This window comes from Streptomyces sp. NPDC053427 (genome assembly GCF_044544985.1).
In the GTDB taxonomy this organism is placed as follows: domain Bacteria; phylum Actinomycetota; class Actinomycetes; order Streptomycetales; family Streptomycetaceae; genus Streptomyces.
Genome location: NZ_JBITYA010000011.1, coordinates 86,387 through 99,434 on the forward strand (window position 1 = coordinate 86,387; position 13,048 = coordinate 99,434).

General features: G+C 73.0%; 9 protein-coding genes and 1 pseudogene. 5 read left to right on the forward strand and 5 right to left on the reverse strand.

The genetic code is table 11. The annotated features are described in order from the left end of the window. Positions 1–13 precede the first annotated feature (13 nt). Positions 14–1,471, reverse strand: a complete 1,458-nt coding sequence (gene leuC / locus ACIGWZ_RS28735) for a 3-isopropylmalate dehydratase large subunit (protein ID WP_400069603.1) — start codon at positions 1,469–1,471, stop codon at positions 14–16. A gap of 313 nt (positions 1,472–1,784) precedes the next feature. Between leuC and ACIGWZ_RS28740 the strand changes: the two genes are divergently transcribed. Together ACIGWZ_RS28740 and ACIGWZ_RS28745 are read left to right on the forward strand one after the other, a co-directional pair. Continuing rightward, a complete protein-coding gene (locus ACIGWZ_RS28740; RefSeq protein ID WP_400069843.1) occupies positions 1,785–2,948 on the forward strand; it encodes an alpha/beta hydrolase in 1,164 nt (387 codons plus the stop codon). Further along, positions 2,935–4,164 carry an acyltransferase gene (locus ACIGWZ_RS28745; protein ID WP_400069604.1) on the forward strand — a complete coding sequence of 410 codons (1,230 nt, stop codon included), beginning with the start codon at positions 2,935–2,937 and terminating at the stop codon, positions 4,162–4,164. The genes ACIGWZ_RS28740 and ACIGWZ_RS28745 overlap by 14 nt, the downstream gene beginning before the upstream one ends. Positions 4,165–4,181: 17 nt before the next feature. On the opposite strand, the gene ACIGWZ_RS28750 is transcribed toward ACIGWZ_RS28745, so the two are convergent. Continuing rightward, on the reverse strand, positions 4,182–5,531 hold the full coding sequence (locus ACIGWZ_RS28750; RefSeq protein ID WP_400069605.1) for a class II 3-deoxy-7-phosphoheptulonate synthase: 1,350 nt from the start codon (positions 5,529–5,531) through the stop codon (positions 4,182–4,184). Positions 5,532–5,731: 200 nt separating this feature from the next. Here ACIGWZ_RS28750 and ACIGWZ_RS28755 point away from each other — a divergent pair, with 200 nt between their 5' ends. After that, positions 5,732–7,288, forward strand: a complete 1,557-nt coding sequence (locus ACIGWZ_RS28755) for an anthranilate synthase component I family protein (protein WP_400069606.1) — start codon at positions 5,732–5,734, stop codon at positions 7,286–7,288. Continuing rightward, positions 7,288–7,938 carry an anthranilate synthase component II gene (locus ACIGWZ_RS28760; RefSeq protein ID WP_400069844.1) on the forward strand — a complete coding sequence of 217 codons (651 nt, stop codon included), beginning with the start codon at positions 7,288–7,290 and terminating at the stop codon, positions 7,936–7,938. The genes ACIGWZ_RS28755 and ACIGWZ_RS28760 overlap by 1 nt, the downstream gene beginning before the upstream one ends. A gap of 11 nt (positions 7,939–7,949) precedes the next feature. Here the strand turns inward: ACIGWZ_RS28760 and ACIGWZ_RS28765 are convergent. Continuing rightward, a pseudogene (locus ACIGWZ_RS28765) lies at positions 7,950–9,257 on the reverse strand (PLP-dependent aminotransferase family protein); the annotation flags it as partial. 98 nt (positions 9,258–9,355) lie between these two features. Between ACIGWZ_RS28765 and trpD the strand changes: the two are divergent. Further along, positions 9,356–10,447 carry an anthranilate phosphoribosyltransferase gene (gene trpD, locus ACIGWZ_RS28770; protein ID WP_400069607.1) on the forward strand — a complete coding sequence of 364 codons (1,092 nt, stop codon included), beginning with the start codon at positions 9,356–9,358 and terminating at the stop codon, positions 10,445–10,447. A gap of 58 nt (positions 10,448–10,505) precedes the next feature. On the opposite strand, the gene trpC is transcribed toward trpD, so the two are convergent. Continuing rightward, entirely contained in the window at positions 10,506–11,306 is an 801-nt protein-coding gene (gene trpC / locus ACIGWZ_RS28775) for an indole-3-glycerol phosphate synthase TrpC (protein ID WP_400069608.1), read from the reverse strand. Further along, positions 11,303–13,003: a 2-isopropylmalate synthase gene (locus ACIGWZ_RS28780; protein WP_400069609.1), complete on the reverse strand. Its 1,701-nt coding sequence runs from the start codon at positions 13,001–13,003 to the stop codon at positions 11,303–11,305. Before ACIGWZ_RS28780 ends, trpC begins: the two co-directional genes overlap by 4 nt. Positions 13,004–13,048 lie beyond the last annotated feature (45 nt).

The following is a 13,048-nucleotide window of genomic DNA, read 5'->3' on the forward strand; positions in this document are numbered from 1 at the left end:
GCCGGGACACGCACTACGGGACCAGGTCGGCCGGGGCGGCGAGGCGGCCGGCCACGGCGGTCGCGGCGGCCACGGACGGCGAGACGAGATGGGTACGGGCCTGCGCGCCCTGCCGGCCCTCGTAGTTGCGGTTCGAGGTCGAGGCGCAGCGCTGGGCCCCGCGCAGCCGGTCGGCGTTCATGCCCAGGCACATCGAGCAGCCGGGCAGCCGCCATTCGCCGCCCGCGGCGGTGATCACCTCGTGCAGGCCCTCCCCCTCGGCCTGCGTACGGACCTGCGCGGAGCCCGGCACCACGATCAGCCGGGTGCCGTCGGCGACCCTGCGGCCCTCCAGTACGCCGGCGGCGGCCCGCAGATCCTCGATCCGGCCGTTGGTGCAGGAGCCGAGGAAGACCACGTCGATGGTCAGATCGCGCAGGGCGGTGCCGGGCGTCAGATCCATGTAGTCCAGGGCGCGTTGGGCCGCCAGGCGCGCCTGCGGGTCGGCCAGTTCGTCGGGGTGCGGCACGACGCCGCCGACGGGGGCGACCTGGCCGGGGTTGGTGCCCCAGGTGACGAGCGGGGTGAGGTCCGACACGTCCAGGGTCACCGTCCGGTCGAAAACGGCGCCGGGGTCGGTGCGCAGGGTGCGCCAGTGGGCCAGGGCGGCGTCCCACTGCGCGCCCTGGGGGGCGTACGGGCGGCCTGCCAGATAGGCGAAGGTGGTGTCGTCGGGGGCGATCAGACCCGCGCGGGCGCCGGCCTCGATGGTCATGTTGCACAGCGTCATCCGGGCCTCCATCGAGAGCCCGCGGACGATCTCACCCCGGTACTCGATCATATGGCCGCGGCCGCCGTTCGTACCGATCTCGGCGATCAGCGCCAGGATGAGGTCCTTGGCCCCCACCTCGGGCGGCAGCGTCCCGGTGAACTCCACCGCCATGGTCCGCGGCCGGTCGATCTCCAGGCACTGGGTGGCCAGTACGTGCTCGACGTCGCTGGTGCCGATGCCGAAGGCGAGGGCGCCCAGTGCACCGTGGGTCGAGGTGTGGCTGTCGCCGCAGACCACCGTCATCCCGGGCTGGACCAGGCCGAGTTGGGGGCCCACGACGTGCACGATGCCCTGGCGCCGGTGGCCCATCCGGTAGAGCTCGACGCCGTATTCCGCGCAGTTGGCGCGCAGGGTGTCGATCTGGGTGCGGCTGACGGGGTCGTGGATCTCGGTGGTGTCGGTGGGGACGTTGTGGTCCTCCAGGGCGAGCGTCAGCTCGGGGCGGCGCACGCGGCGTCCGGCGAGGCGCAGGCCGTCGAACGCCTGCGGGGAGGTGGCCTCGTGGGTGAGGTGCAGATCGGCATAGAGCAGGTCCGGCTCCTGCGGCGCCCGGTGAACGACATGGCTTTCCCACAGCTTTTCGGCGACCGTTCTGGGCGCGGCGGTCCCTTCCGGATCGGCGGTCCTTCTCGGGTCTGCGGTCGTTCTCGGGATGCTCATCGGATTCCCTCGGCCCCAGCTTCCTTACAGATGGCGGGCTTCGTCAGATGGCGGGTCCGGTCGGCTGCCGGGTTCGGTCGGCTGACGAATTCCCCGAAGGGTTTCATCGGGCATCGGCACCGGCCAGGGCATTAAGCGGAGGCCGAATGTTCCAGGTAGCCGCACCCCCGGGTAGCGGCAGCCCCCAGGGCCCGAAGTACAGCCAGCCCTACCGCGGTTGGCCTGCTGCCGTCACTGTGTTCGCGCCTTTTCCCCTCCAGCATGAAGAGCGTCCGGGCCGTGGGCGTCCGGACGGGGAAAGGACGTGACCGAAATGCTGCGCAAGAGGCGTCTGGCCCAGGCGATCGGGCTGGTCCTCATCTCCGTCGTCGGTACGGGCGGCTGGGTCGTGGGGAGCGGGGAGATGGCCGTGACCACCCCGCCGCCGGGCGCCGCCGCCTGGCGCGCGGATCACTCCCTGAGCCGGTCGCTGCCCGATCCGGCGACCGCCTCCCCCGCCACCGTCGCCCGCTTCTTCGCCTCGTTGACCGACGCCCGGCAGCGGGAATTGGCACGCCGTCATCCGCTCACCGTCGGGAATCTGGACGGGGCTCCCCTTCCGCTGCGCTACCGGGCCAATTCCCTTGCCATAAAGGCGGCGAAGGCGGCGCTGGAACGGTCGGGTACGGCTTCGCAGAGCGACCGGGAGACCTCGGCCCGGTACGCCGCATTCCTCCGGCCCGGTCGGCAGATACTCGCCTTCGATCCGCGCGGTCGGGGCCAGATCGCCGAGGTGTACGGGAATGCGGAGACGGCGCGGCGTACGGCGGTCGTCGTCCCCGGTTCCGATATCGACGCCGGGTCGTTCGACCGCACCGAGGACCCTTACGGCACACCGTCGCGCATGGCGCGGGCGCTGCACAGCAAGATGGCCGAAAACGCGCCCGATACGCCGACCGCGGTGATCGCCTGGGCCGGCTACACGACCCCGGTCGGTCTGGGTCCGGACGCCGTCACCGGCCGCCTCGCCGAGGCCGGGGCGCCCCGGCTGAACCGCCTCCTCGCCGGCCTCAAGGCCACCGGAATCCCCGCGCCCACCGTCCTGTGCCACAGCTACGGCTCGGTCCTGTGCGGCGTGGCCGCGCCGGCCATGGGGCCCGACACCGTCTCCGACCTGGTCTTCTTCGGCAGCCCCGGGACGCGCGCCGACACCGTGGCCGAGCTGGGCACCACCGCCCGCGTCTGGGCCGCCCGGGACGCGACCGACTGGATCGGCGACGTTCCGCACCTCCGCCTGCTGGGCCTGGGCCACGGCACCGATCCCACCGACCCCGCGTACGGGGCGCGCCGCGTCTCCGCCGAGCGGGCCGAGGGCCACACCGGCTATCTCGCCCCCGGCGCCGACTCGCTCGACAACTTCGCCGATATCGCCCTCGGCGCCTACTCCGCAGTCCGCTGCGCCGCCGATGACCAGGAGTGCCGCCATGACCTCGGCTGATCTGCTCGCCCCCGTACGCCGGATGATCGGGTCGACCGAGGCGCGGACCCCCGCCGACCGCGACCGTGCCATCGACGGTCTGCGCGCTCTCGCGCTCCTGTCCGTACCGACCGGCCACTGGCTGCTCGGCGGCTTCGCCCGCGATGCGGACGGGGCGCTGCACAACGCCAGCCCGCTCACCGCCCTTCCCTTCCTGGCGCCGCTGAGCTGGGTGCTGCAGATGCTCGGCATCTTCTTCCTGGTCGGCGGTCATGCGTCGGTGCTGTCGTACCGGCGCGCCACCGACCGGGGTGAGTCCACCGCCCGGTGGCTGGGCGGGCGGCTCGCCCGCCTGGGGCGTCCGGTGCTCGGGGTGACGGCCGTATGGGCCGCCCTGCTTCCCCTCCTGTTCGCCGCCGGAGTACCGGCAGCCACCCTGCGGACCGGGGCGACGCTGGTCATCCAGCCGCTGTGGTTCGTCGGCGTCTACGCGGGTGTCACGGCGCTGACCCCGTACTGCGTCCGTGCCGCGCGGCGGCTGGGTGCCTGGGCCGCGGCGCCGCTGCTCGTCTGCGTGGCCGTCGTGGACTTCCTGCGCTACGGACCGTACGCCGACGCCGTGCCCGGCTGGCTGAGCGTGCTCAATCTCCTCCCCGGCTGGCTGTTCGCCTACCAGCTCGGCGTCGCCTGGGGCGAGAAGAGGCTCGGCAGGCGCGCTGCCTGGGTCCTTCTGCTCGGCGGCAGCGCCCTGTTCGCGCTGTTGCTGCTCGCCTTCCACTACCCCGCGAGCATGGTCGGCGTCCCCGGCCAGGACCGCACGAACTCCCACCCGCCGTCGCTGCTCGTGCTGGCGCTGGCCGCCGCCCAGTCCGGCGCCGCCCTCCTCCTCCGCGACCGCATCGCAAAGCTGCTGCGCCGCCCCGCGCTGTGGGCGCCCGTGGTCCTGGTCAACCTCTCGGCGATGACGATCTTCTGCTGGCATCAGACGGCGATGCTCGCCGCCGCCGTACCGAGCTCCTTCTTCGGCACGGTGCCGGGCCTGACGACCGTCCCCGACAGCCTCCCCTGGCTCGCGGCCCGGCTGGCCTGGCTGCCCGTGTTCGCGGCGGCGCTGATCCTCATCGGGCGTGACGTCCGCCGCTTCGAGGCTCCCTGGACCGGCGTGACCCGGGCCCGGCGGACCGTCGCCGCGCTGCTCGCCGCCGGGTTCGCGGTGTACACCGTCGCGGGATGGTGAACGGGAGCGGGCGGGGTTCAGGTGCGGAGCATCTGGGCGACCAGAAAGGCCAGTTCGAGCGACTGGCTGTGGTTCAGCCGCGGGTCGCAGGCCGTCTCGTAGCGGCGGTGGAGGTCGTCGACCAGGACCTCCTCGCCGCCGCCGATGCACTCCGTGACGTCGTCGCCGGTGAGTTCGACGTGGATGCCGCCGGCGTGGGTGCCGAGGGCGCGGTGCACCGCGAAGAAGCCCTCGACCTCGCTGAGGATGTCGTCGAAGCGGCGGGTCTTGTGGCCGCTGGGGGCCTCGAAGGTGTTGCCGTGCATGGGGTCGCAGACCCAGGCGACGGGGGCGGCCTGCGCGGTGACCTTCTCCACGAGGGTGGGGAGCCGGTCGCGCACCGTCCGGGCGCCCATCCGGACCACGAAGGTCAGCCGGCCCGGCTCGGCGGTGGGGTTGAGCTTCTCGGTGTAGGCGAGGGCCTGGTCGGCGGTGGCGTCGGGGCCGAGTTTCACGGCGAGGGGGTTGCGGATGCGGGAGAAGTACTCGACATGGGCGCCGTCCAGGTCGCGGGTGCGCTCGCCGATCCACAGGAGGTGGCCGCTGCCCGCGTACGGGTGTCCGGTGCGGGTGTCGGTGCGGGTGAGCGCGGCCTCGTAGTCGAGGAGGAGGCCCTCGTGGCCGGCGAAGAATTCGACGGCGCGCAGCTCCTGGGGGTCGACCCCGCATGCCGCCATGAAGCGCAGCGAGCGGTCGATCTCGGCGGCCAGCTCCTCGTAGCGGCGGCCGGCGGGTGAGTGGGAGACGAAGCCGCGGTTCCAGGCGTGCGCCTGATGGAGGTCGGCGTAGCCGCCGGTGGCGAAGGCGCGGACGAGGTTGAGGGTCGCGGCCGAGGCCTCGTACATCCGGCGCAGCCGTCGGGGGTCGGGGCGGCGGTCGGCGGCCGTGAAGGCCAGGCCGTTGACGGCGTCGCCGCGGTAGGCGGGGAGGGTGACGTCGCCCTGGGTCTCGGTCGGCCGGGAGCGGGGTTTGGCGTACTGGCCGGCGATCCGGCCGACCTTGATGACGGGGACGGCGGCGCCGTAGGTGAGCACCACGGCCATCTGGAGGAGGGTGCGTAACTTGCGGTTGATGGCGTCGGCGGTCACCCCGGCGAACGTCTCGGCGCAGTCGCCGCCCTGGAGCAGGAACGCCTCGCCGCGGGCGACCGCGGCCATCCGTTCCCGCAGCCGGTCGCATTCCTCCGCGAAGACGAGTGCGGGGGCGTGCGAGAGCCCGTCGGTGACCTCGCGCAGCAGTTCCGGGTCGGGCCACTGCGGCTGCTGGGCGGCCGGGCGGGTGCGCCAGGTGTCGGGGGTGGTGGGCGAGGGGGTGTGCTGGGTCGTCATCGCGGGCCTTTGCTGTGGGTGAGTTCTGGCTGCGGGTGAAATGCCGAGGAACAAGCGGTGTATTCGCTTCGGTGGGGCGGCCCTGTCGTAAGAATTCCAACCCGTCCGACGGAATGCGGTCAAGCGTCGCCGGAGTGGACTGCTGGGACGTCGCTCAATTGGTCTGGTCGCGGTCCGCGGCCAAATGTTTCGCTTGCCGAATGGGATACGAAGACAAATCCGATGGCGTGCCGATCGGCGTACACGTGACGGAAAGGGAGCTGGCGCCGCACGATCCGCTGCGGCTCCATGCCGCCCTGGAGCGGGAATCGGGGCCGCACGAGCCTTTTCTCTTCGAGAGTCTGGCCGGTCCGGATCAGGGCCGTCGCTGGGCGGTGGTCGGGCACGGGCGGCTGGCCGAGGTGCGGGTGTTCGCCGGGCGGGTGGAGATCGACGGCGCGGCCGCGCTGTGCGACGCACTGGCCGCCGCGGCCGAGGCGGCCGGGATGGTGCCGGGGGAACCCGGGCGGCATCCGGGGTGGGCGTTCCAACGGGCCGAGCAGATCTGGGCGTTGCTGCGGCGGGCCCAGGCGAGGTTCGCCGTGACGGGCGATGTTGCGGGCGCCGGCGAGTCCTATGCGTTCGGGTTTCTGGCGTGCCTGGGATACGAAGCCGCCTGGCACATGGACGAGTTACCCGCTCGGGACGGCGAGCGCGGCGGCCCCGATATGACCTTCACGCTCTACCGGGACACCGTCTGGTACGACCGGGAGGCGGGCCGGGCGCGGCTGCTGACGGCGCGCTCGGAAGCGTTCCCGGGGCCGTATCCGTACGCGACGGAGCCCGATGTCGCGGCGCTCGCGGCGGAGGCGGCAGAAGCGACAGAAGCAGCAGAAGCGGCCGGCGGGGACGGCGCGGACTGTCCGCCGGCGCCGGCGCCGCGTGCGGTGCGTGACAGCGTTGCGCGGGAGACCTTCCTGGGGTGGGCGCGGCGGTGTCTGGAGCACATCCGGGTCGGGGACATCTACCAGATCCAGATCGGGCACCGGGTGGACGTCGAGACCGCGCTGACGCCCGTCGAGGTCTACCGGCGGCTGCGGCACCGCAATCCCTCGCCGTACATGTATCTGGCGCCGCGGGCCGGCGACACCCTCATCGGCGCCAGCCCTGAGCTGTTCTTCCGTACCGTGGGCGACACCCTCGCGATGCGGCCGATCGCCGGTACGACGCGGCTGACGGCGTCGGAAGAGGAGAACCAGCTGCGCGTGAAGGAGATGCTGACCAGCACGAAGGAGCAGGCCGAGCATGTGATGCTGGTCGATCTGTGCCGCAACGACATCGGGCGGGTGTGCCGGCCGGGCTCGCTGGCGGTGGACGATCTGATGACCGTCGAGGCGTACTCCCATGTCTTCCACATGGTCTCGACGGTCACCGGGCGGCTGGAACCGACCGCCGATGTCTGGCATTCGCTGTGTGCGACGTTCCCGGCGGGGACGATGACCGGCGCGCCGAAGCTGCGCGCGATGGAGATCGTCGACGGGCTGGAGCGGGAGCCGCGCGGGATGTATGCGGGCGCCGTCGGGCTGATCGATGTCCGGGGCTGGAGCGAGCTGGCGCTGTGCATCCGGACGGTGGTGCGCGACGGCCGTACGGGGACGTACTCCACCCAGAGTTCGGCGGGCATCGTGGCGGAGTCGACGCCCGAGGCGGAGTGGAACGAGACCCTGGCGAAGATGGGCGCCGCCTATTGGGCGCTGACCGGTGAGGAGCTGGCGTGATGCGGGTTGTGCTGGTGGATGCCTATGACAGTTTCGTGCACATCATCGATCAGTATCTGCGGACGCTGGGGGCCGCCACCGAGGTGGTGCGGTCGCACACCCGCAGCCCGCAGGAGCTGGCGGCCACGCGGCCGGATGCGGTGGTGTTGGGGCCCGGTCCGGGACATCCGGCCGACTCCGGACATGTGGAGCTGGTGCGGCACTTCGCGGGAGCGGTGCCGCTGCTGGGGGTGTGCCTGGGGCATCAGGCGATCGCGCTCGCCTTCGGCGGGCGGGTGGCGGTGGCCGACCATCTGATGCACGGGCGGACCAGCGCCGTACGCCACGACGGGGCCGGGGTGTTCCGGGGGCTCGGGTCGGGCACAGTCGCCACCCGCTACCACTCGCTGATCGTCTCCCGGCCGCTGCCGGCGGAGCTGGTGGAGACGGCGACGTCCGAGGACGACGGCTATGTGATGGGGCTGCGGCACCGTGAACTGGCGGTCGAGGGCGTGCAGTTCCACCCGGAGAGCATCATGACGGAGGGCGGGTCGGCGCTGTTCGAGAATTTCCTCGCCGGTGCCGGTGCCGGGCCCGGCCCCCGCTCCGCGTACGCCGCGCCCAGCGCCTCCACCGCCTCCGCGATCCCCGTACGGGGCACCGCGGCATAGCCCAGCACCAGGGCGGGCGCGGCCAGTTCGGGGCGGGCGTGGTAGCGGCGGCCGCCGCGGACGAGTACCGAGCGGCGCAGCGCCCGTTCGACCAGGGCGGCCTCGTCGGTGCCCGGAAGCAGGCTCAGGTAGACGTGCAGACCGGCCGCCGCGCCGGCGATCCGGGCACCGGGCAGATGGCGCCGTACGGACTGGGTCAGGGCCTCGCGGCGGACGCGGAAGCGGGCGCGGCGGCGGCGCAGATGGCGGTCGAAGTGGCCGGAGCGCAGGAACTCGGCGAAGGCGAGCTGGGTGACGACGTCCGAGCCCAGATCGCGGTGCGAGCGCATCCGCTCCAGCGGCGCCAGCAGCCGGGCGGGCACCGCCAGCCAGCCGAAGCGCAGACCGGGGGCGAGGGATTTGCTGGCGGTGCCGCCGTACACCACGCGCTCGGGGGCCAGCCGCTGGAGCGCGGGCGGGCGGGCGCCGCGCTCCAGCCACAGGTCGCCGTCGTAGTCGTCCTCGATCACCCAGGCGTCGGTGTCCCGGGCCCAGCGGACGAGGGCTTCCCTGCGCTGTGCGGTGAGGGTGGCGCCGGTGGGGAACTGGTGGGCGGGGGTGACCAGTACGGCCCGCGCGCCGGTGCGGGAGAGCGCGTCGACGTCGATGCCGTCGGCGTCCACCGGGACCGGTACCGGCCGCTGCCCCACCTCCTGGAGGAACTGCCGCTGCCGGTGGTGGCAGGGGTCCTCCATGGCGATGCGGTCGATGCCGCCGGCGGACAGTACGGAGCACAGCAGGCCGAGTGCCTGGGCGAAGCCGGACATCACCATGATCTGGCCGGGGGTGGTGAGCACCCCGCGCGCCCGGCCCAGGTACTGGGCCAGCTCCTCGCGCAGCGCGCCGGCGCCGGACAGCGGCGGATAGTCCAGGTCGTTCGGGCCGGCGCCGGCCAGGGCCCGCTGGTAGGAGGCGAGCCATTCGCGGTGCGGGAAGCCGGTCAGGCCGGCCGTGCCGCCGCGCAGGTCCCAGCGGGCCGGCGGGACCAGGCCGTCGTCGAGCAGCGTCGGCGGCGCGGGCGGCGCCGCCATGTGCGGGGCGACGCGGGTGCCCGAGCCCCGTACGGCCTCGAGATAGCCCTCGGCGATGAGCCGGCCGTACGCCTCGACCACCACGCTGCGCGAGACGCCGAGGTCCTCGGCGAGCTGCCGGCTGGAGGGCAGCCGGGTGCCCGGGTGCAGCGCCCCGGCCGATATTTCGCTCCGCAGGGTGGACTCGATCTGGGCGGTCAGCGGTAATGCGGATTCTCGGGACACGTCGACGAGGGCGTGCCAGGCCATTTCTTCTCCCCGGAAGTGGACCGGAATTGCCGCGGTGAATTGGTCTGTCCGGTGGTTTGCGGCGAACCACAGAATTGCGGTGAGGAAAGGGGATTGCCGTGACCGATACGGATACCGATGCGGCTACGGATACGGGGACGGGTACGGAAAGGTCCTGGGCCGGCTTGCTGACGGCCCTGCTGGCGGGCGAGGATCTCGCCGCCGAGGACACCGCGTGGGCGATGGACCGGATCATGCGGGGGCGGACAACTCCGGCTCAGCTGGCCGGACTTGTGGTGGCGCTGCGGGCCAAGGGCGAGACCGTCGACGAGGTCGAGGGGTTCGTCCGGGCCATGTATGCGCACGCCGTGCCGCTCGAGGTTCCCGGGCCGTCGCTGGACATCGTCGGCACCGGCGGCGACCGGTCGCACAGCGTCAACATCTCCACGATGTCGGCGATCGTCGCGGCGGGCGCCGGGGCGCGGGTGGTCAAGCACGGCAACCGCTCCGCGTCCTCCGCCTGTGGCTCGGCGGACGTGCTGGAGCGGCTCGGGGTGGCGCTGGACCTGCCGGCCGCGGAGATCGCCGGGCTGGTGGCGGAGGTCGGCATCACGTTCTGCTTCGCGCCGCTGTTCCATCCGTCCGTGCGGCATGCGGCCGCTCCGCGGCGGGAGCTGGGCATTCCCACGGTCTTCAACGTGCTGGGCCCGCTGACCAATCCGGCGCGTCCCACGGCGCAGGCGGTCGGCGTCGCGGACGCCCGGCTGGCGCCGCTGCTGGCCGGGGTGCTGGCCCGGCGCGGCGCCGGTGCGCTGGTCTTCCGTGGCGATGACGGGCTCGATGAGCTGACGGTCACCACGACCTCCACGGTCTGGTCGGTGCGGGACGGGGCGGTGCGCAAGGAGGTGTTCGATCCCCGGGAGATCGGCGTCGGGTACGCGCCGCCGGAGGCGTTGCGGGGCGGCGATGCCGCGCACAACGCGGCGGTGGCGCGGGACCTGCTGGCGGGTGCGCGGGGGCCGGTGCGGGATGCCGTGCTGCTGTCCACCGCCGCGGGACTGGCGGCGCTCGAGCCGACGGACGAACCGATCGCCGTACGGCTCGCGGCCGGGATGGAGCGGGGGGCGCGGGCGATCGACTCGGGGGCGGCGGCGGAGGTGCTGGAGCGGTGGGTGACGGTCTCCGGCAAGCTGGCGGGCGGCGGGAGGTAGGGCCGTCCGGTGGACCGCGGTCCGGCCCGCCGGGTCCCCCCGGCCCGCCGGACCGCCGTCAGCGGCGTCCCGCGGCGCGCAGCGCGGCCAGCGTCCGGTCCGGGCCGTCGGCCCCGGTGACCAGGGCCTCCCCCACCAGGACGGCGTCCGCGCCGCGGGCCGCCACCGCGGCCACGTCCGCCGGCCCGCGGATCCCCGATTCGGCGATCCGTACCACGCCCTCGGGGATCCGCGGCGCCAGCCGCCCGAAGGCGGACCGGTCCACCTCCAGGGTTTTCAGGTTCCGGGCGTTGACCCCGATGACGCGCGCCCCGGCGGCCAGCGCCCGTTCGATCTCCGCCTCGTCGTGCACCTCCACCAGTACGGTCAGGCCCAGTTCCCCGGCCGTCCCCATCAGCGCCACCAGGTCCCGTTGCGCCAGCGCGGCCACGATCAGCAGCACCAGATCGGCGCCGTGCGCCCGCGCCTCCCACAGCTGGTAGGGCGTGACGATGAAGTCCTTGCGCAGGACGGGAATGCCGACCCTGGCACGTACCGCGTCGAGGTCGGCGAGGGTGCCCTGGAAGCGGCGCCGCTCGGTGAGCACGCTGACCGCCGCGGCGCCGGCGCTCTCGTACGCTCCCGCGAGCGCCGCCGGGTCGGCGATCGGCGCCAGCGCCCCCTTGGCGGGGCTGGCCCGCTTGACCTCGGCGATGACCTGGACGCCGGAGGGGCGGCGCAGCGCGGCGACGGCGTCGAGGGCCGGCGGCATGCGGGCGATGTGCTCCCGCAACGCGTCCTGGGGTACGGCTCGTTGGCGTACGAGGAGGTCCTCCCGCGCCCCGGCCACGAGTTCTTCGAGCACGGTGCGCGTCGTCACGGTGCCACCGGGGTGCGTGCCAGGGCGGCGCGCCGGACCGCGGAGCGCACCGCGCGGCGCACCGCCTCGCTCTCCTGGCCGTGCCGGCCGACGGCCCACAAGGAGCGGTCGTCCACGACGACTTCGAGATAGGCGACGGCGCCGTTGAGGCGGCCGGTGACCCGGTCGACCTGGGCGTGCCGTACCTGCCCGGTCACCCCCAGTTCGCCGAGCAGCCGCTGCGCGGGGGCGAGCCACTTCTCGGCCGCCGTCCCGCCGGACGGTTCCTCGATGGCGGGCACCAGCGGGTTCCGGGGGGCGTCCGCGGTCACCGGCAGGGCGTAGGTCTCCTCGAAGGTGAGCCACACCTGCGGCGCGGACGCCTCGCCTCCGGTGCGTTCGCACTGCTTCTGCATCACCGCGGCGAAGTCGATCTGAAGGCGCCGGGGCAGTTCGAGACCGTAGGCGCTGCGCAGCAGATGGGCGATGCCGCCCTTGCCGGACTGGGTGTTGATCCGTATCAGGGCCTGGTAGTCGCGCCCGATGTCCCGCGGGTCGATGGGAAGGTACGGCACGTCCCAGACGCCCTGGTCGCCGGCCTGCTGCCGCGCCATCAGGCCTTTGCTGATCGCGTCCTGATGGGTGCCGGCGAACGAGGTGAAGACGAAGTCGCCCGCCCAGGGGTGCCGGGCCCCTACCGGCATCTGGTTGCAGTCCTCGACGATGCGCCGGATGCGGTCGATGTCGCTGAGGTCCAGCATCGGGTCGATGCCCTGCGAGAAGAGGTTCATGGCGAGGGTGATCAGACAGACGTTGCCGGTCCGCTCGCCGTTGCCGAAGAGGGTGCCCTCGACCCGCTGCGCGCCGGCCAGCACGGCCATCTCGGCGGCCGCGACGCCGCTGCCGCGGTCGTTGTGCGGATGCACGGAGAGCAGGGTGCGGTCGCGGTGGTGGAGGTGCCGGCTGACGTATTCGATCCGGTCGGCGAATTCCTGCGGCGGGAAGATCTCGACGGTCGCGGGCAGGTTGATGCGCAGGGTGTGGTCGGCGCGCGGGGCCCAGAAGTCCAGTACGGCGTTGCAGATGTCCAGCGCGTAGTCGGGCTCGGTCTGGGTGTAGGACTCGGGGGCGTACTGGAGGTAGAGCTCGGTGCCCGGGAGGGAGTCCTGGAGGCGGAGGGCCTGACGGGCGCCGTCGAGGGCGAGGGCGAGGGTCTCCTGCCGGTCGGCGCGCAGCACCAGCCTGCGCTGCACCTCCGACGTCGGGTTGAAGACCTGGAGGCAGGCGCGCCGGGCGCCGCGCAGCACGCGGACGGTCCGCTCGATGAAGTCCTGGCGGATGGGCGCCATCACCTGGATGACGACGTCCTCGGGGATGGCGTCGTCCTCGATGAGATGGCGTACGAAATCGTGGTCGTCCCTGGAAGCCGTCGGGTAGCCGACCTCGATCTCCTTGAAGCCCATGGCCACCAGAAGGTCGAACATCCGGCGTTTGCGCTCGACGTTCATCGGCTCGATGAGCGCCTGGTTGCCGTCGCGCAGATCGACGCTGCTCCACAGGGGTGCCCGCTGGGCCACGCGGTCCGGCCAGGTCCGGTCGGGGAGCCCGAGGGGTTCGTACGGGCGGTACTTGCCGGCCGGCATGCGGCTGGGGCGCTGGACGCCGATGTCCGGCAAGGAGCCGGCTGGCTGCTGTCTGTGCACGGTGCTGTCCTCCATTTGGGGCCTCCCGTAGGACAGTGCGGAATGGGGAAGCGCCGCGCC

Excerpts from the sequence above, each read along its gene's own strand:
- leuC (WP_400069603.1), bottom strand. The coding sequence starts at position 1,471 with ATGAGCATCCCGAGAACGACCGCAGACCCGAGAAGGACCGCCGATCCG.
- ACIGWZ_RS28740 (WP_400069843.1), top strand. The coding sequence starts at position 1,785 with ATGCTGCGCAAGAGGCGTCTGGCCCAGGCGATCGGGCTGGTCCTCATC.
- ACIGWZ_RS28745 (WP_400069604.1), top strand. The coding sequence starts at position 2,935 with ATGACCTCGGCTGATCTGCTCGCCCCCGTACGCCGGATGATCGGGTCG.
- ACIGWZ_RS28750 (WP_400069605.1), bottom strand. The coding sequence starts at position 5,531 with ATGACGACCCAGCACACCCCCTCGCCCACCACCCCCGACACCTGGCGC.
- ACIGWZ_RS28755 (WP_400069606.1), top strand. The coding sequence starts at position 5,732 with ATGGGATACGAAGACAAATCCGATGGCGTGCCGATCGGCGTACACGTG.
- ACIGWZ_RS28760 (WP_400069844.1), top strand. The coding sequence starts at position 7,288 with ATGCGGGTTGTGCTGGTGGATGCCTATGACAGTTTCGTGCACATCATC.
- ACIGWZ_RS28780 (WP_400069609.1), bottom strand. The coding sequence starts at position 13,003 with ATGGAGGACAGCACCGTGCACAGACAGCAGCCAGCCGGCTCCTTGCCG.